21 protein-coding genes and 3 pseudogenes are annotated in these 20,884 nt (G+C 45.2%); all 24 read right to left on the bottom strand.

Translation table 11 applies throughout. The features are described 5' to 3' along the window. Nucleotides 1–305: 305 nt before the first annotated feature. A pseudogene (locus ACESZH_RS19785) lies at nucleotides 306–434 on the bottom strand (Maff2 family mobile element protein); the annotation flags it as partial. Between the two features lie 239 nt (nucleotides 435–673). Further along, nucleotides 674–1,504 (bottom strand): annotated as a pseudogene (locus ACESZH_RS19790) (VirD4-like conjugal transfer protein, CD1115 family); the annotation flags it as partial. A gap of 110 nt (nucleotides 1,505–1,614) precedes the next feature. Then, nucleotides 1,615–1,806 (bottom strand): transposon-encoded TnpW family protein, encoded by a 192-nt coding sequence (locus ACESZH_RS19795; protein WP_373218619.1) that lies wholly within the window; start codon nucleotides 1,804–1,806, stop codon nucleotides 1,615–1,617. 385 nt (nucleotides 1,807–2,191) lie between these two features. Further along, complete coding sequence (locus ACESZH_RS19800; RefSeq protein ID WP_373219958.1) at nucleotides 2,192–3,463, bottom strand: VapE domain-containing protein; 1,272 nt, start codon at nucleotides 3,461–3,463, stop codon at nucleotides 2,192–2,194. Continuing rightward, the gene (locus tag ACESZH_RS19805; RefSeq protein ID WP_373218618.1) at nucleotides 3,402–4,154 is read right to left on the bottom strand and encodes a CHC2 zinc finger domain-containing protein; all 753 of its coding nucleotides are present in this window, start codon (nucleotides 4,152–4,154) and stop codon (nucleotides 3,402–3,404) included. The genes ACESZH_RS19800 and ACESZH_RS19805 overlap by 62 nt, the downstream gene beginning before the upstream one ends. Before the next feature lie 101 nt (nucleotides 4,155–4,255). Continuing rightward, on the bottom strand, nucleotides 4,256–5,500 hold the full coding sequence (locus ACESZH_RS19810; RefSeq protein ID WP_373218617.1) for a serine/arginine repetitive matrix protein 2: 1,245 nt from the start codon (nucleotides 5,498–5,500) through the stop codon (nucleotides 4,256–4,258). A gap of 772 nt (nucleotides 5,501–6,272) precedes the next feature. Further along, a complete protein-coding gene (locus tag ACESZH_RS19815) occupies nucleotides 6,273–6,680 on the bottom strand; it encodes an arsenate reductase ArsC (protein WP_373218616.1) in 408 nt (135 codons plus the stop codon). Further along, a complete protein-coding gene (gene arsB / locus ACESZH_RS19820; RefSeq protein WP_373218615.1) occupies nucleotides 6,680–7,726 on the bottom strand; it encodes an ACR3 family arsenite efflux transporter in 1,047 nt (348 codons plus the stop codon). The genes ACESZH_RS19815 and arsB overlap by 1 nt, the downstream gene beginning before the upstream one ends. Nucleotides 7,727–7,739: 13 nt before the next feature. After that, a complete protein-coding gene (locus tag ACESZH_RS19825) occupies nucleotides 7,740–8,186 on the bottom strand; it encodes a thioredoxin family protein (protein ID WP_373218614.1) in 447 nt (148 codons plus the stop codon). A 22-nt stretch (nucleotides 8,187–8,208) separates the two neighbouring features. After that, nucleotides 8,209–8,901 (bottom strand): cytochrome c biogenesis CcdA family protein, encoded by a 693-nt coding sequence (locus ACESZH_RS19830; RefSeq protein WP_373218613.1) that lies wholly within the window; start codon nucleotides 8,899–8,901, stop codon nucleotides 8,209–8,211. Next, nucleotides 8,898–9,488 (bottom strand): thioredoxin family protein, encoded by a 591-nt coding sequence (locus ACESZH_RS19835; protein ID WP_373218612.1) that lies wholly within the window; start codon nucleotides 9,486–9,488, stop codon nucleotides 8,898–8,900. The genes ACESZH_RS19830 and ACESZH_RS19835 overlap by 4 nt, the downstream gene beginning before the upstream one ends. A 10-nt stretch (nucleotides 9,489–9,498) precedes the next feature. Continuing rightward, nucleotides 9,499–10,494: a permease gene (locus tag ACESZH_RS19840; RefSeq protein ID WP_373218611.1), complete on the bottom strand. Its 996-nt coding sequence runs from the start codon at nucleotides 10,492–10,494 to the stop codon at nucleotides 9,499–9,501. A 102-nt stretch (nucleotides 10,495–10,596) separates the two neighbouring features. Next, nucleotides 10,597–10,917 carry an ArsR/SmtB family transcription factor gene (locus ACESZH_RS19845; RefSeq protein ID WP_373218610.1) on the bottom strand — a complete coding sequence of 107 codons (321 nt, stop codon included), beginning with the start codon at nucleotides 10,915–10,917 and terminating at the stop codon, nucleotides 10,597–10,599. 129 nt (nucleotides 10,918–11,046) lie between these two features. Then, nucleotides 11,047–11,340, bottom strand: coding sequence for a hypothetical protein (locus tag ACESZH_RS19850; RefSeq protein WP_373218609.1), 294 nt, complete (start codon nucleotides 11,338–11,340; stop codon nucleotides 11,047–11,049). Nucleotides 11,341–11,342: 2 nt separating this feature from the next. After that, nucleotides 11,343–11,624: a hypothetical protein gene (locus ACESZH_RS19855; protein ID WP_195937585.1), complete on the bottom strand. Its 282-nt coding sequence runs from the start codon at nucleotides 11,622–11,624 to the stop codon at nucleotides 11,343–11,345. 19 nt (nucleotides 11,625–11,643) lie between these two features. Then, nucleotides 11,644–11,943 (bottom strand): hypothetical protein, encoded by a 300-nt coding sequence (locus tag ACESZH_RS19860; protein WP_373218608.1) that lies wholly within the window; start codon nucleotides 11,941–11,943, stop codon nucleotides 11,644–11,646. Between the two features lie 14 nt (nucleotides 11,944–11,957). After that, the gene (locus ACESZH_RS19865; RefSeq protein ID WP_117739482.1) at nucleotides 11,958–12,146 is read right to left on the bottom strand and encodes a hypothetical protein; all 189 of its coding nucleotides are present in this window, start codon (nucleotides 12,144–12,146) and stop codon (nucleotides 11,958–11,960) included. An 11-nt stretch (nucleotides 12,147–12,157) separates the two neighbouring features. Then, complete coding sequence (locus ACESZH_RS19870) at nucleotides 12,158–12,541, bottom strand: TnpV protein (protein WP_373218607.1); 384 nt, start codon at nucleotides 12,539–12,541, stop codon at nucleotides 12,158–12,160. Then, nucleotides 12,538–14,412 (bottom strand): recombinase family protein, encoded by a 1,875-nt coding sequence (locus ACESZH_RS19875; protein WP_373218606.1) that lies wholly within the window; start codon nucleotides 14,410–14,412, stop codon nucleotides 12,538–12,540. Before ACESZH_RS19875 ends, ACESZH_RS19870 begins: the two co-directional genes overlap by 4 nt. Nucleotides 14,413–14,862: 450 nt before the next feature. Then, a pseudogene (locus ACESZH_RS19880) lies at nucleotides 14,863–15,882 on the bottom strand (type IV secretory system conjugative DNA transfer family protein); the annotation flags it as partial. Further along, on the bottom strand, nucleotides 15,879–16,349 hold the full coding sequence (locus ACESZH_RS19885; RefSeq protein ID WP_040782631.1) for a PcfB family protein: 471 nt from the start codon (nucleotides 16,347–16,349) through the stop codon (nucleotides 15,879–15,881). The pseudogene ACESZH_RS19880 and the gene ACESZH_RS19885, both read right to left, overlap by 4 nt. Nucleotides 16,350–16,400: 51 nt before the next feature. Continuing rightward, nucleotides 16,401–17,201: a hypothetical protein gene (locus ACESZH_RS19890; RefSeq protein ID WP_006861277.1), complete on the bottom strand. Its 801-nt coding sequence runs from the start codon at nucleotides 17,199–17,201 to the stop codon at nucleotides 16,401–16,403. 6 nt (nucleotides 17,202–17,207) lie between these two features. After that, complete coding sequence (locus tag ACESZH_RS19895; RefSeq protein WP_373218605.1) at nucleotides 17,208–18,311, bottom strand: YodL domain-containing protein; 1,104 nt, start codon at nucleotides 18,309–18,311, stop codon at nucleotides 17,208–17,210. Then, nucleotides 18,308–20,860, bottom strand: coding sequence for an LPD1 domain-containing protein (locus ACESZH_RS19900; protein WP_373218604.1), 2,553 nt, complete (start codon nucleotides 20,858–20,860; stop codon nucleotides 18,308–18,310). Before ACESZH_RS19900 ends, ACESZH_RS19895 begins: the two co-directional genes overlap by 4 nt. Nucleotides 20,861–20,884 lie beyond the last annotated feature (24 nt).

Below are 20,884 nucleotides of genomic sequence, written 5' to 3' on the forward strand. Positions count from 1 at the left end.
CTTATATGTAACAATCATACCGGCTTCCTAGCGTTCAGAATGTTTTCTGCTGTCTGCTGTGGTGTTTGGTTGGAATTGTCCAACCAAAAGCCGATCCGTGGTGTTGTCTGCATTTTACTAAATACAAATTCAATGTATACAGAAAGATATAAGGAGTGGGAGGGATTCCGCCGTAGTTGGCATTGTAGGAAAATCCAAAAGTTTAGATTTTCCCACAATGCTTATCTTTTGGTCTTTGGTTCGGAATAGTGTAGTGCTGGCGGTCTATCTCTTGTTTTCGGTTGCTTGCTTCCTTACCGTACATGAGCATTGGCACCAGGGTTGTCATTGCCATAACCTTCCAGAAGGTTGATGACGCCCCATGCGCCGAGGCCAGCGCCCAGAGCAATAACCAGGATTTTCAGGGTATCAATCGCACTTGCAAAAAAAGCCATAAAGTTCCTCCTTTAATTTAAGAAATATTGTTTTTGTGTTGTGGCCATATCAGGCCGGAAACGAAAAAACGCCCCTGTGCTTCAAGAACATTTACAAAAAGCACAGGGGCGGCAGAGTTCAGGATATACCTGAAAAAATATTCAGTTGTCAGGGAGGGGCACGAATCCTCAATAAAACCTCCTTCCGGTGAAAAGAAAAAGCCCGTCAAAGCCAGAAACCTTAACAGGCAGCTACATCATCATATAGCCGGAGCCTCCAAATCCTCCGCTGTGACCTCATAATTGCGGTACAGCTCGCCGGGGCGGACTGGCAGCCTGGTTGACAGAAATTTCTCAATGTCAAAAGCGTTCTTAGGGGCATAATCCGACAGATATTTATAGTTCGGGTGTCTGGTAATATCGTATTTACGGGAGAGGAACGGCCGGACGCCCCTGATCTGCAGGAGGCATTTCCCGCCGTCCATCACGGCCAGCTCGTCCACCGACATTAAATCCTTTCCCAGCTTCTGAAAGTTCTGGCCGTGGGATTCCTGATTTCCTTTGGTGACGCTGGTGTTATACATGTCGATGGTCTCCTTTCCGAGCAGGGAGTTCCAGCTTTTTAAGGTGGCTTCTTCCTTGCCTCCCAAGAAAAGGGAAGCGTCACAGTTGCCGATGATGGTGTCCATATTATCCTTATAAAGCGCCTTTAGCTGGCTCTGCGCCTGCAGGACCAGACAGGCCGAAATCTCCCTGGAACGGATCGTTGCCATCAGCTTTTCCAGGTTTGGAATCTGCCCGATATTGGCGGCCTCGTCGATCAGGCACCGCACATGTACCGGCAGCCTGCCGCCGTACTTGTCATCGGCACGCTCACAGAGCAGGTTAAATAACTGGGTATAAGCCATGCTGACAAGGAAATTGAAGGTCGCGTCCGTATCGCTGATAATAAAAAACAGCGCCGTTTTCCTATCTCCAACCAGGTCAAGCTCCAACTCGTCATACATAGTGATCTCCCGGACTTCCTTAATGTCGAAGGGGGCAAGTCTGGCACCGCAGGAAATAAGGATAGATTTTGCTGTCTTGCCTGAAACAAAATGTCAATAGTTTTTTCATCAAAAAAGGCACTTTTTCGTGTCAAATCAAGGGTAAAACAGCTAAAATACTGATGAAAACGTTCTTTGTTGTTACAACCACTAGGTTACTCATCCATTATTTCCTCTGTTTCCATGAAGTCCGAACGGTTGACTTCATTCATCAGCATCCGGTTGATTTTCTCCTGCATTGTCTCTCTTGCGTTCTCATTGTAATGGAATCGGACAACATAAGTTGTCTGCCCGATTCTTTTTGTAAATGTATTGCTTTCCGTTTTCGGATTCATAACCTGTCCCATAAGCTTCTCCTTTCTTTCATGTGATTTACTGGCGGGCAGGGTGGCAGACTGATCTGCCAAATTGCCTGCCAGTATCCTGTCCATTTGCCCGACAAAGAGAGGACAGTTATTATCCCATCCGGGACGGTATCTCGATCTGGAATTCTGTCTCTCCGTCAATGTCAACAAGGCACTTGAAACTTTTAATAAAATAATCTCTTTATCAAATTCATCCCTACTCTAAATAATATTTTCTTTTTTATATATCTTTGTTGACAGTTAATAAATATGCTGAAAAAGCTGATATTTAAAGGCTTTTCCCAGTCAACAAGAATGTCAACAATCAGTACACAAACAGTCAAAAAAATGGAAATTCAGCTGTTATAACCACCCTCTCCCTGTCAGGCTAATCAAAAGGTATCTTCATCTGCTCACCTTCCGTAAGTTTTATAAAGCCATCTTTGTCCGGTTGGTTGACAGTCTCTGTTTCGTCCTTTCCCTCTCTGGTCCAGCACCGCTGTGTACCAAACCCTTCTTTTGAGAAACGATGATAACCGCCCCTTTTCCATCCAATGATCTGTGTGTCCATGATCTGGCATATCTCATTGGTCTCATATTTCTTTGGTTCTCCATCATAATGGTTAAATGCCTCTTTCCATATCTGTCTGGAGCAGACATAAGTCCCGGCATATCCATCCAGCCATCCCTGAACCTGCCCTGCCATCGTATCTTCCTGCATGAACTGTATCCGGTATTCAATGATCTGACTCTCCATTTCTTTTGGAAGTTTCAGTAGGCTGCCTTTGTCCTTGCAGGAATTGAAGATGACCATTGCTTCCGCCAAAAGCTGGTCGAAATATGCCCTCGATTCTTCTTCATCATCAAGAAGATGTTTTTCCGCCTTTGAGGAATCAACCTCGATTACAAGGAAACGTCTTGCTCCTGTACGGTCAAAGGGAAGGAATTGCTTTGTATTGGTTGTCCCGGCAAACAGACATTGCCTCGGTCTGTCCTCTTCAAATTTCCCATAGGAATTCCGAAATGTGTCTTTCTGCCTGCTTAAAAAAGATTTGATCTCTTCATTGCTCTTTGCACTGATCGCAGCAATCATCTCTGACATTTCCATAATCCAGTGACCCCTGAGCTTTTCATAAATCTTTTTATCTCCCAAATCCCTCAAGTCATCTGAAAACCACTCATCCTTAATAGCCAGAAACCGGAAAAATGTAGATTTCCCTGCCCCCTGTGTCCCTACAAGGCAGAGCATTTCATCTGCCTTACACCCAGGCTTAAAAATACGGAGCAGTGCTTCCATCATAAAATGCTTCAGGCATTCATAGACCATATCCGAATCATCTGCCCCCATATACCGCTTCAATACATAACGGATACGTTCTGTGCCATCCCACTCTAAGCGGTTCAGGTATTCGCAGATCGGATGATACTGTTTGCTGTTTGCTTCCGCTCTCAGGGCTTTATCCATGTTTTTCTCATTGCCCAGACTATAAAACTGTTCAAAATACAGATAAAAGAAATCCCTGGCAGCATCTGTCATAGAGGTGGTCCCATCATTCCACCAGAGTTTCCTGACGATATCGATCCTCTGGTTCAGGAGATTAAATTTCAGACTCCCTTTCAGGAGCGGGTCTTCCCGGAGCACGATCATATAATTCTGCATCGTCCCTTTGACGGTTCCCTGATTTGTCACCGCCAGATGGGATCGAATCTCCCTTATGGCATCCACATCCGCCATCTGCTCCATCACCTGCAAAGCGTCCTTCTCCTTTACATTTTCGCTCAATCTTTTCCACCTCCTTTCCTTTTTCCTTGACGATCATTTTCTTATCCTCTTCATCACCGAACAGAAGAATATCCAGATAATATTCAACGATACCCAACTCCCTCAATGCGGTAACAAAATGCCCGTCCCATTCTTCCTCTGGTGTTTTTGGTGCATAACATTCTTTCCATTCCAGAAGCAGGGTGCGGTAATCCAGATATGCTTTTGTAAGTCTGGCACATTCTGTTTTCCAGTCTGTTTCTGGTGTCTTCCCTTTTTCTTTCACCAGAGACTTTTTCCCAATTTTGGGGGAATCCCTTGCCCTGTTCCCATAGGAAATCCCAAAATCATCTGCCAGCTTCAAAGCAGCCTCTCTGGGTTTTAGCCCGAAGAACTGGGCTGTAAAATCAATCACATCCCCGGTACACCCACACCCAAAACAGTAATATCTGCGGTCAACTTTCATGCTCGGTGTACCGTCATTATGAAAGATGCACCGGATCAATCCGCTCCTGTTGGGCTTAAATCCATAAAGTTCCGCAGCCTGCCTGACCGTCACATTCTGCTTTACTTCTTCAAATACATTCATTTTTTATCCACTCCCTTTCCAACCCGTTCAGATATGACCGGGTTCAAAACAAAAAAGAGCATCCTGACTTTTATCCAAAACTGAATAAATCAAAATGCTCCTTACAGGGAATCCCTGTCATGATATTTTGTTTTTGTTTTCTTTCTGGCAGCATTTTCTTCTGCGACCCGCTTTTTATTGGCAGCCAGTTTTTCAAGGACGCTCGTCCTTGCCTTCTTCTTGACCTGTTCCGTATTCGCTTTCCTGACCTCTGGCTCCTGAAGGGTTTTCTGCACTTTTTCAATAACTGCATTTGCTGCATTCCGTAATTTATCTTTCGCCATCTTAATCACATTTTTGGTAATTGTTTTTGCCTTATCAGAATTATTTGGATTCTGGACAATGTTATTGCAAAGCTGATCCAGAAGCCTGATATCCTCTTCCTGTGTCTGCGCCCTTACTTTTTCAGTAACGACTTCCACCGCCTTGTCATAAGCGATCTCTGATACTTCATCGATCAGGGTTTCATTATCCATGATTCTTTCTTCCTGTTCCTTTATCATCTGTTCCTGCCGGGCAATCTTTTCTTTCTGTGCCTGTATGATAAACTCCTGCTTTTCCAGATATTTCTTTCCGCCATATTCGGGCACTTCCTCAATCTCCAGCCCATACTGCCTGCAAACATCAAACAGAAGATTCCTACAGACCAGATCAAAAGTCATCTTCCGGTTGTTGTTTCTTCCTCTGGGCTTATCTGGATCGGGAAGAGGAATGCCAAGTGCTTCCAATGCCTTTTCCTGTTGCGGACACAGTTCCCCATATTTATTCTCACAGTCAAAAACGTGACGTTCATGGATATGGGGAGTAGTCTCATCCATATGGAGTGCAAAATCCAAAATGTGCACATGGTCTCCAAACATCCCCTCGAACCTTTTCATAAAAGAATCCGCAATATGAAAAAGCTGTTCTCCCGATATATGCTCCCCTTCCTTTCCTATCTGGAATATCGTTTCTTCCGGACAGGTCATTTTATTTTTCAGCAAATCTTCCGTTGTCCGGTTTCTTTCCGGGTGGCGATTTTTCTCATTTCTGGCATTCTGCCCTTTTATAAAATCGCTGTAATGATCTTCATAATACATCTTCTCAATATCATGAAAACTTGCCTCCGGCTCGACCGCTCCCCAATTCCTAAGTGTCTTATCCGAAGGGTTCTGGACATATCCCCGGTAACAGTCCCAATAGATATTCTGTTTTTCCCTCTCCGCATCAATATGCTCGCTGTTGGCTATATCGAATTTTCTGTCATTATGCTTTGGATTATAAACACCATGTTTTCCCGATCTGCCATTATGCCTTGTGGCTCTCATTCTTCTGATTCCCCCTTTCATCCATTCTGCATTTTGTAACTGTTCAGAGCCAAGCAGATTTGTCAAAAAAGAGCAATGAATGCTTGCATTCAAGAGCTCTTTTTTGTAGAAATCTATTTGGCGGATACGCCTCACCGAGGAAACACGCAGTGTTTTCGAGGTTGGTTCTGAACAGATACCTGCATTTTTCCCATTCTGCCCTTCTCTGTGGTCTTTCCATTATCTGCCTCTTGCGTTTCACAAGCTTTTTTTCATGTGGCGGTCATTCCCGAAAATGATTTTGGGTAACACAATTCGCCAGATAATACCCAGTACGACTTGACGCAGGCATCAAATCACTGGGCAAGGCGTTTCACCCTTGACCCGATAATGGGCTTTGCCCCTTAACCCCAGCATGGAGCTGCCGCCCCTTTGCATTCCCTGCACAAAGGGCTCCGCCCTCTGTACACCCGCCGGACAAAATGAAATTTCTGACTCTGTTCCATCTGTCAGAATTTCCGTTTCACCCGGTTTTTCAAAAATCCTCAAATCGGATTTTCTCAAAAAATAAGAGCCGACACTTTGTCACTTTTTGGGGAAAAAGTCCAATTGCATCGGCTCTCATATTCGACCTTACCGGTCATATTCAGTTTTTCTTTGCATCATTTGTCTGGGGTTAATGAGCAAAACAAAAGGCATCGACTTTTTACGGTTGTTGCCCTTTGGGTTCTTTAATATTCTCTTTTTTCACAAACGAGAGACTATAATTTTTTCTATAGAGAAAAAATTGTTTTTATGAATCTATGAGTAATCTCTCCTTCAATTCGAACACTCGTTTTTCTATCTCTTTTATTACAATTTTAAATTCTTCATCCGATTTTCCTGTTGGATCCTCGAGCCCCCAGTTGTCATCAAATCCTCTCCCGATAAAAGGACAACCAACATTACATCCCATGGAAATTGCTATATCAACCTCAGGAATCTCTGAAATAAGTTTACTACGCTGACCATCTGCTTCCATATCAATGCCATAAATATCCTTCATTAGTCTGACAGCGTCTTGATTAATCTGTGGTTTTGTTTCTGTTCCGGCAGAATAACTCTCAAAGACATCTCCTGCCAGATGTTTACCAAGTGCTTCCGCAATCTGACTTCTGCAGGAATTATGAACACAGATAAATGCTACTTTCTTCTTTTCCATTATTTAAACCATCCCTTCGTCTTATTTGCAAACCAGCAAAGCGCAAGCATTACCGGAACCTCTGTCAGAACACCTACGGTTGTGGCAAGTGCTGCAGGACTTGTAGTTCCAAATAGAGCAATTGCTACCGCAACTGCCAACTCGAAGAAATTGGATGCTCCAATCATTCCAGCCGGAGCTGCAATATCATGACTCAATTTTAAAACTTTGGCAGCAACATAGGCAATGGTAAAAATCAAAACAGTCTGTATTGTGAGCGGCACCGCAATTAATATGATGTGTAATGGATTACTTAAAATCACCTCTGTCTGGGATGCAAAAATAAGGACAAGAGTAAGCAATAAACCTATTGTGGTGGCATTGTCAAACTTGCGTATGAATACTTCCTCAAAATACTCCTGCCCTTTATTCTTTATCATAAGTGTCCTTGTCAGAATACCACCTGCAAGAGGAATCACAACAAAAAGTCCTACACTGATAAATAACGTGCTGTATGGAACTGTTACATTTGAAACTCCAAGTAAAAACTTTACAATAGGAACAAACGCTACGAGAATAATCAAATCATTCGTTGCTACCTGCACAACGGTATATGCCGGATTTCCTTTTGTAAGGGTGCTCCACACAAATACCATTGCTGTACAAGGAGCTGCTCCAAGAAGCACTGCTCCTGCTAAGTATTCTGTAGCAAGTTCCGGTGTGATAAATGCCTTAAATACAGTAAACAAAAAGGAACTGCTAATTGTATACATGGTAAATGGCTTAATCAGCCAATTCACAATCCATGTAACAAACAGACCCTTTGGATTCTTTCCAACCTGCTTTACACTCTGAAAATCTACTTTCATCATCATGGGATAAATCATAACCCAAATGAGAATGGCAATCGGAATGGAAATCCCTGCGATGGATAGTTTATCCAAGAATGTAGGAATTGCCGGAAGAAACTTTCCAATCAGAATTCCCACTGCCATACATAACAGTACCCATACACTTAAGTATTTTTGAAAAGAACTAATGCCCTCTGTTTTTGATTCTTTACTCATAAATACCTTCTTTCTAGCATCCAAGCTTTTTTAAGAGTTCCTCCACCTGGGCTGCTTTTAGTACTTTACCCATAGATACTATCTGCTCATTCACAACAATAGCAGGCATACTCATAACACCATAACTCATTACTTTTTCCATATCTGTGATGTACTCAACCTCTGCATCAAGACTCATGTTCGCAACTGCTTTTTTTACATTTTCATGCTGCTCGTGACAGGACTTACATCCGGCACCTAAGACCTTAATATGACACCCGTTTCCTCCACATGCACAGCAGCCGTCTTCTGCAATATAAGTTTTATCCTCACTGACAGAACCATTACATCCACATTCCGGTTCTTCTATAGGTGCTGAACCACAACAACATTCGTTAGCGGACTCCTCCACAGGAGCAGAGCTACAACAGCATTCTCCCTTTACTTCTTCCTTTTTCTTACCAAATCCAAATAATCCCATGTTCATTAATCTCCTTTCTTTCTTAAAAACCTAAATAGAACATATATAGTGCAATCCCCAAAATTGCAATTCCCATCACAATCTTTAAAATCATACTAAACCTATTATATTTTTCGCTTTCATTTATCTTCCGTACAAATCCAAGAGATGTACCTGCAACAATTGTCAATGTGCTATGCCCAAGCGAATAACAAAGCATTAGCACAATTCCTAATAACATATTACTTCCTTTTGCCAGAATACCAAGCAATACAATAAGTACCGGTGTTGCGCACGGAGATGAAAATAAACCTCCAAAAATCCCAGCTAACAGTGCACCTACATATCCTCTCTTCCTATTTTTTGAAAGAAGATTGGTAGAGGGAATAATATTGATGATTTCCCATGTTTGCAATGCCATCAATACCATAAGAATCCCTAAGATAATGTACCACCATGAACTTGATGTTCCAATCAGTTTCCCAGCTGACGAGGCAATTATCCCCAGAGTCGTAAAGGTTATCGCTGTGCCTACCGCAAAGGTTACCGATAGCTTAAATGCTTTTTTTGTATCTTTCTGCCCAGTACCACCCACATATCCAATAATAAGCGGAACATTTGACAATGCACATGGCGTAACAGAAGTAATTATCCCTGCTATCAATGCAAATAGTGGTGAGATCCAGATATTATCCTTTATCGTGACAGACAAACTATTTAATAAATTATCTATCAATCACTCACCCCCATTTCGTTAAGAATCAGTCGCATTTCTTCCTCTGTAAGTCCGCCCTGATGCACGGTAAATACATGCTCCCCGGTATCTCTTGAACTATACATGTCAAATTGTATCTTCTGCGCCAACTCATCACTCGGTACAAAAGGTGTGCCATCCGCATGAAAAAGTATCTGTGTAGGAATAACTTGAATCGGAACATTCTCTGCTGCTTCAGGATTCTTCCAAACATCTACGAATTTTACAAAGGCTATTTCCTGCATCTCTTCATTCATTTTTTCCAACACAGGAGCCATCTGTTTACATGGAATACAGGAATCGGAACCATAATCCACAATGACTGGTAATCCGTATGCCGCCAATGCTTCATAATCAATCAAACCTGTTTCCTCTAGTGAAAAATCTGCTTCTTCTTTGTCTGTATTCCCATTTTCAATCTTATCCGTAACTACATTCTGTTCTGTCTGGGGTTGCTGTGTATCCTTCTTCACATTCGTATCAGTATCTTTTCCATTCTTCAGAAACCATATCCCCAAAATAGCCAAGAGGATAAGCGGTATTATAATGAATCCAACTTTCTTTTTCATTCACATTCTCCTAAACAAGTAGATACTGTATCGCATTGAAAAAATACCCGACAATAATGATTCCAACGGTACAAATCGCAATAAAAATACCAAGCAGTTTTGGCTTTATGGCTTTTTTCAGCATAATCATGGATGGCAAGCTAAGTGTCGTAACACCCATCATAAAGGAAAGTACAACTCCAAGTTTTGCCCCTTTTGCCAAGAGTGCTTCTGCAATTGGAATACACCCAAAAATATCGGCATACATAGGCACTCCTGCGATTGTTGCAATAATGACTCCGAATGGATTTCCATTACCAAGGAATCTCACAATTAAATCTTCCGGAATCCAGTTATGAATAAAGGCTCCGATACCTACACCTATCAGGATATATGGGAATACTTTTTTAAATGTTCCTGCCACTTGTTCCGCAGAATATTTTAAACGGTCTTTTACTGCAAGTTCTTCCTGTGGCACATCAATCTGTTTTGCATTTCTTATAAATTCTTCCACCTGGTTTTCAAGATGCAGTTTTTCAATTAGTGTTCCACCTGCTACTGCTATCACAAGACCAAGAACAACATATACAATTGCTACTCTAGCACCAAAGATACTCATCAGAAGTACAAGCGAGCCTAAATCTACCATTGGTGAAGAAATTAAAAATGAAAAGGTTACTCCAAGCGGTAGTCCGGCACTTGTAAATCCTATAAAAAGCGGGATTGATGAACAGGAGCAGAATGGTGTTACTGTTCCAAGAAGAGCAGCTATAATATTTGCCCCAATCCCATGGAATCTTCCAAGTATCTTCTTTGTTCTTTCCGGCGGAAAATAGCTTTGAATGTAACTGATGATAAATATCAATGTACAAAGCAACACCACAATCTTTATTACATCATAGATAAAAAAATGAATACTTCCGCCAAGCTTTTCTGTTGTATCTAATCCTAATATAATCAATAATTTTCCAATTAAAACACTTAACCATTTCATGCCAAGAATCTGGTCTTGTATAAATGTCCACATACATTCGCCTCCATCTATATAGATGTATATCTATATAATTCTTTTATTTTTTGCTGGCACAATTTGTACCAGCATATTATACATCTCACTATATTTCACTTTCTATTCTATTCCACAACTGCCTTCTGAATTATTATCTTTTGATATAGCTCCACAACAAGTGATTGCTGCAATATAATCCTTATACTCTTTGAACTTCTCACAGTTAATAGAATAGTGTTGCCACTTTCCTTCTTTATAGGAACTAACCAGACCACAGTCTGAAAGCACCTTCATATGATGAGACAATGTAGGCTGTGTTACTTGCAACTCTTCCAGAAGGTGACATCCACACTTTTCTCCTTGTGTTAGCATCTCTATAATTCTCAGTCTATTTGTATCTGACATTGCTTTACAGATAATTGCAACTTCTTCTCTAATCATTTAATCCCCCTTATATTAATTGGCGCCTATGTATAAAATATCACATACATAGACGCTCGTCAATATATAAATATTATTTTTTCATTTTTCTGGCTATAGCAGCATTATGTTGATTAATTTAATAACATTTTAATATAATTCCTTGATAATACTTTTTACAATTTTATGTAATCGAATCCCATCCTTCAGTCCCAACCGATAAAAGAACTGCTCGGCATCTGCTCCACTGTCAAAAATTGCATCACAGTATGCCCGGACTGCCTGTTGTTTATCTTCTGGAAGCAATGCCACTGCTTCCTCATATTTTCGTTCCACATCATCCTCGTCATCCGGTTCTTTCCCAGCTTTCATCTGGCTGAATGCACTCTGCATCCGTTCCTGAATGATATTGTCCACAAATTCATTTAATGCTTCCTCTTTCATCCTCATACATCCCTTTCTATCTCACACACCAGACGTTCATAATCCAGAAATCCCCGAATATACATTTCCCGGCTGATATAGGCTTCTACTGCATGTCTTGCCGATACGATCCGGTCAATGATCGTCCAGAATTCATGACCATATTTCTCAATGTATGGCTTCAATTCATCCATCGTTTTCTCGCATTCCCCTTCCAGTTCGATCAGCTGCGGGTCAATCCGTAAATATGCTTCCAGCCTGATCTCATTCCAGTCGAAGTAGCTTTCCACCAATTCTCTTTTCATAATTGTGTCCCTTTCTGCCTTATTCCTTTGTAAAAGAGCGAATCCATTCTTCTAAAAAGACGATTCCCGCAAGCACAATTTCAACCGTACATGGCAGGAAATAAAACAGGAAGCCAGCCAATACCATTTTCAGGCGTTCCCCGGTACTTTCCAGACCAAAGCCATAGCTTAGCAGGGCGGTCAGAAGAAAAACCCCTGCAATTACCCGGAAGATAACTGCTGATATTCCAGATAGGAACTCCACAAATAGTCTTATTATTACCAGAGCAACCATCACAGGCAACGATATTATTGTTAAAATAAATCGTATGGCTTTCATCCTGTTTCTCCTTCCTATCCGGCATTTTTATCCAGATAATTCTGATACTTCTCAAGTACAGAATCCGTCACACCGTTTTTGTAGATTTTCCGAATATCTGTGATCTCTTCATCCTTTAAAAGTTTCAGCCATTCCAGAAGGTCTTTCCGGCTGTTGGCGAAATTACAACAACGACCATCTGCGTATTCAATCCGGTATCTCATAAGCATCCCCCCTATACATAGACGAGTTCTGTCAGGATTACTTCATCCACTCTGTTGCGGATGTTATTTACCCTGCGGAGCCATTCCATCTGATCTTTTCCCTTTAATTCTTCTGTAACACCCTCTGCTTCCATGATCTGATCCATCATGCTGTCCCTGCGTTCTGCACAGATCTCATTAAAATCAGCAAGATACGTCCAGAGCTTCCCGGTCAGCATAAGCTGGGAATACAAAGCCTGCTTGTAGTCTTTCAGATAATTCCTGCGGAGGCTTCCATAGAAACCAATATCTCTGGTTTCTTCCGCCACACAGATTAGCGGGATATAATAATCTCCCACAAGGATATAATCCAGTCCGTTCTTTTCATCATGTATCATCGGTTTTAATTCTTTCATGCATTTGCCACCCCTTTCTTTGGTTCTGCAGCCGGAAGCATCGACACTGGCACAAACACGCCTTTCGCTATATCTTCCTGCCGGATTGTTTCCTTCTTTGCCTCGATCTCGGCTTTCCTTTTTTCTTTTACTTTGTCTTCGTATTCTTTTTGCTTGCCATTTGCCTTCCGCCTCAGATAATTCTGGTGAAGCCTGTCCTTTCTGGCTTCCCGCTTCCGTAATTCTTCTTCCTCTTCCGGTGTCAGCTGGACTTCCCCAAAATGCGGTGGAAGATACCTTCCCACAAAGTTAAAATAAATCTCAATCTCCTGTGTGGTCTCCTGGCTTCCTTTCCTGTCCCTCTCATGCACCAGAATCTTTTCCACGAACTCATTTAGCATATAAGTGGTCAGTTCATCAAAATTCTGGTATTTGTCCACCAGTGCAATAAATCTTTCCGCAGACCGTCTGCCATTTTCATATCCGGCTACCTCTGCTTCCAGTCCTGTGATTTCCGCTGTCAGTTCTTTCTGTTCTTTGGAATACTGCCCATCAAGGACTGCATAACGTTCATCCGGTAGCTTACCGAGGATATTATCTTCATATATCCGGCAGATCAGTTTTTCCAGTTCCTGCAGACGCTTTTTCGCTTCTGCCAGCCTGTTTTTCAGCCTCACGATATCACTGGACTGCTGGGAACTCTGTGTTGTCTTCACTGTCTCAATGAACTCTTCCCGGTTCAAATGGGAATATTCTGCGATAGCTTTCAGCAGGTCTTTTATCAGCTCCATCACAATATCCGCATTGATCCTGTGCTGTGTCGGGCAGAGTGTTCCAACCGGAACTTTGCTATATGCAGAACAGGTATATTGAGGGATTCTTTTCCCATTATTTACCCGGTGCACATACATTTTTGCCCCGCAATCCGCACAATACATCAGCCCTGTCAGTGGATGTGCTTCTCCCCATCCGTCCGGGTATCTGCGGACATTCTTCCGGATCCTCTGGACATTATCAAAGGTTTCCTGATCAATGATCGCTTCCTGTGTGTCCTCAAATACTGTCCAGTTATCTTCGGACACATAATGGCTCTTTTTGTCCTTAAAATGCTTTCTGGTCTTGAAATTAACAGTGTGACCAAGATATTCCCGCTTTTTCAGGATCCCTGCCACCGTTGACGAACCCCACGCATAGGGATCTTTGATCTCGTCCACTCTTCCCTGCCATAATCCTGCCCCATGTCTTGCCATGTGTACTGCCGGGATTTCCACCTGATCTTCCTTCAGCTTCTTTGCGATCTGGTAAGGACCATATCCATCCATCGTCATCTGAAAGATCCTGCGGACGACCTGTGCGGCCTCTTCATCCACGATCCAGTGTTCCTTATTTTCCGGGTCTTTCAGATATCCGTATGGTGTGGTGCTTGCAACGTGCTTCCCGGAATTGCCTTTTGCCTTAAAGGTAGACCGGATCTTTTTGCTCGTGTCTTTCGCATACCACTCATTCATAATGTTTCGGAAAGGAAGAAAATCATCATCCCCATTCAGGCTGTCATGACCATCATTGATAGCAATCAGTCTGACCTGCTTCTGGCGCAGCATTTCCTGAATCTGACCGACCATCAGGTAATCACGTCCCAACCGGCTCATATCTTTTATAATCACCGTCCCGATCTGCCCGGCTTTGATGGCATCCATCATGCTGACAAATCCCGGACGGTCAAATCTTGTACCGGATATGCCATCATCCGTAAAATGGATATATGGGGTAAGTCCATGGGATTCTGCATATTCTGAAAGCATCTGCTTCTGGTTCGATATACTGTTGCTCTCGCCCATAAGGTCATCATCATGGCTGAGACGTTCATACAATGCGGTAAGTTTCTCCTGCATCCGTTTTCCTCCTTCCTTCATTTTTTATCGCCTGTTTTCATTCCATATCTGTTCCTGTACCGGGTTCCGATGTTTCCGGGACGTATTTGCCAGAAAAGACACGCTGAATGCATATTCAAATCTGGTATCACTATGGACAGGCTGCCCCGTTGTCAAGGTTCGTGTAAGGATCTTCAAAAAAGTTCCTCTCACTTAACCCATCTTTCGGACGCTGTTTTACAAGGTAGTATCGTAACTTTTTTAAATTTCTCTGGATTTTCGTGTCGGTTTGAAAAATTCCTTACACTTATCCAGCCCGGAGAGGCATAATTGTTGCTATCTCACAGAATGTTTTTAAAAAAGAACAATTTTGTTTTTTGGCAAAAAATAAGCCTCAAGAGACTTTTTAATCATTTTGGAGCTCCAATTTCTTAAAAAATGATGATTAAGAAGTCTCTTCAAGCTTATAACACCCGCCGCAAGTTTGTATTTTTTATACTGGCGTAAGGCGAAGTGGTCCGGGTCTTTCTGTTCCAGTGCGTCAAAGAGAAGGTCAACGGCATTTTTGAAACTTTCGTCATCCTCCCGGACCTCCATAGCGTTTATCATTTCTACCAGAGTGGAAAAATTCTGCTCGTTTGTGGGGGCCTCATAATAGATATAGCCGATCAATGCTGTGTAAAGCAAAGTTTCGGCCTTGACCCAGAAATCGTCGCCGGATTTTCCTTCTCCTTTGGTATTTGCGATCAGCACCGTTACCAGTTTCAGAATATCCTTCTCATTGTGAATGTAAGCAAAAGGGTTATAGTGCATACTTTTTGAAAAGTTGATCGTATTGAATACCTTGATCTTATAAGGCTCATACACGATTTTTCCATTCTTTCCCCGGACCGGGTTGCCGTCCTTATCCAGTTTCGGTGTGCCGCGGCTTAACAGCTTTCCCACCTCAATCAAGACCGTACCTTTCGGATCGGTGACGACATAGGAGCTGTGCATCTGCATAAGATTGGGCTTGATAAAAAATCTCGTCTTGCCAGAGCCGGAACCACCGACTACCAGCACATTTTTATTGCGGGCATGGGCCGGATTCTTCGGCCTGCCGGACATCATAAGCCCCTCGGTCTGCGTCAGGATAATGTTGTTTTCCGGTTTCGGGTCCATAAAAGGGGCAATATCTGTTTTGTTGCCCCAGCGGGCGCTCCCGTATTCCACATTTTTGCGGTACTTTTTGGCATCCTTTCCTTTAAGATAGACTGCCAGCCGCACAATCACCGCACCGCATAATCCCACCAGCCAGTCCAGCGCCGCACCGGGCCACATACTCTGAAAAGCCAGTGAGAAACCTTCGGAAAGCCCTAATAATTTCTGTGAGGCATCCGCTCCGGGGGCAAGGCGAACCGCCTCGCCCAGCTTCGCAAAGACCAGAAGGAACAGAAGATAGGGCAGATGGAGGATCACCTGCTTTTTCAGGGCATCGGTATCTATCTTCATCGTTCCGGCCCTCCGTGTTCCTTGTTCTTTACCCGGTCACGGCCAAGCGCCTGCGCCAGCTCCTTAAATTTATGAAGCTGGGAAAGAAGCGACGGCCTGGTGCTGCGGGTAAGATCCTTCCTCGTAAATTCCTTAAAAGCCGCTGTCAGTGCGTCCGCCTGGTTTGCTTTGAAATAGACCGTCCATTTCGGGGGATCGGTCCCCAGCTCTTTTTCAATATGGTAGCGGACCTGGTGTTTCCTGGCGTACCGCTCAAAAGAGCGGATTCTGCCGGACACTTCAATGGTATTGGCTCCAGGGTCTTTATAGGTCAGCCGTTTCATGCTGTTCCTGCCGACTTTCGGGGTAGTGCGTTCCTGCTCCATTTTCCTGAGCACAGCGGCAATCGCAGAACGCAGCACCCGCCCGGACAGCTTTGCCGCCTGGATGGAGACCGAAACGGTCCGCTGTTCCAATTCTTCCTGCATGTGCATCCTCCTTCCTGATAGAATCTGTAATAATAAATAGGAAATAACTGTTTAACGAGCGTCCCCGATCACCTGCTGGCGCGGGGTATGTTCAAAGGCTTTTGCCGCCTGGTTCACCTGGATTTTCGCATGTTTCAAAAGCGTCTTGATGATGGTCGCCGGGTGATCCTGTTCCTCCAGGTGGTCCACCATATTCTTACAGCCCTCCGGGAGATATTCAGCCATATCTTTACAGACATCGGCCAGGTCGCCCATAAAGCCCCAGCAGCTATCCGTGAGTTCGCCGTTTTTGTAAAGCTCAAATCCGTAGCACTCGCCCCGCAGGTAGGAATCATAAGCGGCCACTTCGCTGCGCATCAGATCCTCCGCCTTTTTCCGAAGGGCGCCGGTCATTTTTTCGCCGCCGAACTCTTTTAGGGCATCCTCTTTGGAAACATAAATCCATCCCACCTGCCCGCTGTCCCAGGGATCATTGAAACTTGTGGTCTGCATGGCAAGGCCGCTGTGATCCATCAGATAAAGGGGCAGCGTAATGTATTTTTCGGAGATCACCTTCAGCATGGCGTCATCAACCGCCTGTTCCTCCGTCTTGGGCCCGTGCCGGAACCGGCTGCTCACAATGTTCACCATGTGTTCATAGCGTTTCAGGCCCGCTTCATCATGTCCCACGGTATCTAAATACATCTCCCGCAGGAAATCGTCTTTATCCATGTAATTGTGGCTGTCACCCAGTGCGTAGCGGGAGTGGAAGCAGACCATCGTTCCAAAATGCTCGTCTACCTCACGGGGAGAGATTAAAATATCGTCCGGCTGCACCATCAGGGCATAGGGACCTTCTACTGCCATCAGCATAAGCTATCAGCTCCTTTCCGGCTCTCTGGGCCTTTTATCCGGCGCTTTCGGCTCTGTCTGCGCTGCCTGTTTCCTTGCATTGTCAAGCTGTTCCCGCACCGAAACATCCCGCCTGGCCTCCGGTGCCCCTGCGTCAAAGAAGCCCGGCAGCTCCTTGAAGCCGATACTGTCCACGTAATATGCGGCGTCCGCGCCATTCTCATGCAGGACCACCACATCGGAAACGGAAAGGGAGTGGCCCCTGAAATCTTCCGGGTGGTCGATATTGAACCGCCTGTAAATATCCTCCAGTGTTTCGCCCGGTTCCCGCTGCCTTGCATAGACCATCTGGTAATGATCCCGATCCACGGAAAACCCTTTGCTTTCCAGCCAGTCCAGAGACATAAAACGGAGGTTATCTGTATTGTCCGATAAGCCAAGCTGATAAATAGAATAAGTGCTGATCCCGTACTCTTTTTCATAGGAAGAAATACGCGCTAAAAGCGGCGCTGTTTCTCCCTCCATGTGTTCCTCGCGCTCAAATGCCGCCAGCCTCATTCGGATTTTTCCGGTATCTCCTGAAAGCAGCTCGTCCGCCATGCGCTCTTTCTCTGCATGGGAATCCGGGTACAGGTCTGCATAGGCCCCGCTGTTCTGCCTGAAAAATTCATCCAGGTCAAAGGCCAAATCCGTGGTATCGTCAAGCCTTATGTCATCCCTGCCCGGTTCCTCCATGACAGAAGCCGACTGCTGCTTTTCTTCCGGTGGGAGGGGCTGCTTCACCGCAACGATCTCACCCGCCAGCCGGAAGAACTTCTCCGGGTATTTGAATCGCTCCGTGTATTTCTCTATCAGGTCAGCGGGAAGGTCTGTAAAATCTTCTTCGCCCAAACCGACGATCAAAAAATTGCCGGGAACAATATCGTACAAATGGCCCTCATCATCATAAAGTGCCCGGTTTAAGGGCAGACCTATGAGCTTGCCTTCATCATTGCAGATCAGCCCAACCAGATCGTCAAAGGGATAAGTTGCCTGAATATCTCCGCCAACGGCTGCCTGCAAGGATTCCAGCCCGCCCTCAATTTCAGTCTCATAGGGCGATTTGCCCGGCTCTACCATTAACACCTTCATAGCTGCATATCCTCCTTCTTTTTATTTGCCGCACCGGGAGCAGCAGATGTTTTCTCCTGCGTTTTGGCCGCAGACAGCTTTCCCAGCACGGAAGGTTTCTCCGGTTTTTCAGGCATAGAAATACCGCCCTCCGAAACATCGGCGGCGGTACGGTCTGTTTTTACCGGTTCTTGACCCTCCACCGTGTACCCCGGCAGGAGTGCTCCATATACAGTGAAATGGTGCTCATACTGTTTTGGTATCTGCGGGGAAATTTCCGTGAATAAATGGGAGTAGGCTTTTTTCCGGCCTTCCAGATACTTTTCAGCGGCGGCCTTGTCCGTGTAGCGTTTCTGATTCTGCCCGGCAATCTTTTCGCCATAGCCCTGCTTTGGGGAGTTCACATAGACATCCCAGGTCACATACCAGGCAACCGGTACGCTCTGTTTGGTTTCCCGGTCATATTTGGTATCTTCCCAAATACCACAACTCATGCGGTAGACGCGGTTGCTGATTTCTTCGTCATTCCGCCAGTTGCCGGTTTTGCGCCATTCATTTGCGGTATGCGTCACCTCCGGGGTTCGCAGGTAAGAAAGCGCCCGGTTGATCATCTGCGTGGCGGGCTGTGCCATGACCGAAGGCCGCTCTGCCGTAAATATGGAAATCTGCTCATTCTCTGCTAATGGCTGCGCCGGAAGGGGCAGCGTCACATCCGAATGGGTAAGTATCTGCTCCCGTTTCAGGTCTGCCACGATCTCGTCAAATACCGCATTGATAGCCCGCCGTTCCTCACCTTCAGGATAGGCTTTCAAAACTTCCATTTTTCCGTCTTTATCGGAAACAAAGGTAACGGCACAATCCGCATGGCCCGCCAGATAATCCGATTGATAGGGCAGCTTATCCTTGATGTAACAGGCAAAGGCCCTGGCGGTCATTTCCACGTTACTGTCCCAATAGCCGCCGTCTTTTTCACATTCCTTGCCCATGCGCACAGAATTCCGGTAAAAATCGGTCTCCACACGTCCGATCTGCGGGGCCTCCTGTGCCTGCATCCCGGACAGCATGTGCTCGAATATTTCCAGCCGTTCCCGCTCACTTTTCGGGATCACCCGCCCGGTGACAGACTTCTTAAAGGCACTGATCTGTTCCACGGAGCCGGCCTCGCCGGACAGAAACGCCTCCCTGAGAACCGCGTAAGTTTCCATCTGTTCCTCATTGCCATGCCGTTTCAGAGAACCGAGCACCGCAGAATCCAGCCAGCTTGCCGCATTTTTCCGGGTGCGCTCCGTCTGTGCTTCGGTGCGTTTCGCCGCCTGCTCCGGTGTCTCCGGTTTATATTTCATGGCTTCAATTAACTTCTGAAATTGCGCATAGAGGCGGGGCTGTTCTGAGAGCATCCCCTTTGCGCCCATTTTCGTACCCAGGTAATCGTCCAACCCGTGCCACCATTCATGTGCCAAAGAGCCGGCCCCGTGCATCTTCGTGAGATTGATAACCTTGCGAAGCGGTTCATAGTGGGCTGCCGCATTGCCGCTGCCCCTGGCGCCGAAAGCGATAGCAAGCGTCCCCTGATAGGCAATATCTTTGTCGCTGACCTGCAGGGCTGCCGCCAAATCTTTGAGCGCTTCAAACCCCATGTTGAGGGAAGCCTGCCGGTCATTCTGGTTCATCCAGTTCCCAAACTCACCGCCGCGAAATCCGAAAGTATCAAGGTAGTGCTGACCGGTAATCTCTGCGCCGTTTCTGTAATCCGGCCCGGTTCGCCGCACAGCGATAAGCTGTGGAGGCACAAACCGCGTCTTTCCGCTTTTGCTGCGGCCTTTTGCCAGCTCCTGCACCCATTTCAGGGCAGCCTCCCGCGTTTCAAAATTTGTCTGTAAGATGGAATAGCCCTTCGTCACATACCAGGTATCAGGTTTCCAGTCATTATTTTTGGAATAAGTATTCTTCCCGTCGTTGAAATGGATCGCATAGCCCTTCGGCACCTTCTGGTCTTTGGAAACGCCAAACTGTTCCTTCTGTGCTTTCTGTGTGAAGTTCCGCTCAAAATATCCTGCCGAGCGGACCATCAGGGTATTGGACAGCTTGTTTGTAATGGCCGGGTTCTCACGGCCCTTTTCCGTTGCCTGGTAATGGATTCCGCTGCCCCAGCCCTGCACCTGTTCCAGATACCCGTTTTCCACAAAGAAACGGTCATAGACCTGCATGGCGTCCTCCACGGTGCGGACTTCCGAAACCGCGCCCTGCAGCTCCCGTACCGTCTGGATATATTCTTTCTGCCTTGCAAGGCGTTTCTCCGGCGTATCATCCCTGCGGTAATACTGCGGGGAGGCGTTCAGCCCGTCCCTCGCCTTTTTGATGAAATACACCACGCCAAGGGGAATCCCATCATCAAGCATGGCCTGATAATCCGGTTTCTTCCAGATATTATCCTTTTTTACAAATTTCTCGGCTTCGCGCTCATTCATGGCGTCCAGGTCGTTCACATAGAGCCCCCGGTCCTTCCATAAGTCTTTTTTCGCGCCGCCGATCTTTTCCCCGAAATCTTCATGCTGTATGTTATCCGCCAATCAATATCACCTCCAGTCTGTCAT

It is taken from the genome of Ruminococcus sp. 5_1_39BFAA, from assembly GCF_964240875.1.
In the GTDB taxonomy this organism is placed as follows: domain Bacteria; phylum Bacillota; class Clostridia; order Lachnospirales; family Lachnospiraceae; genus Blautia_A.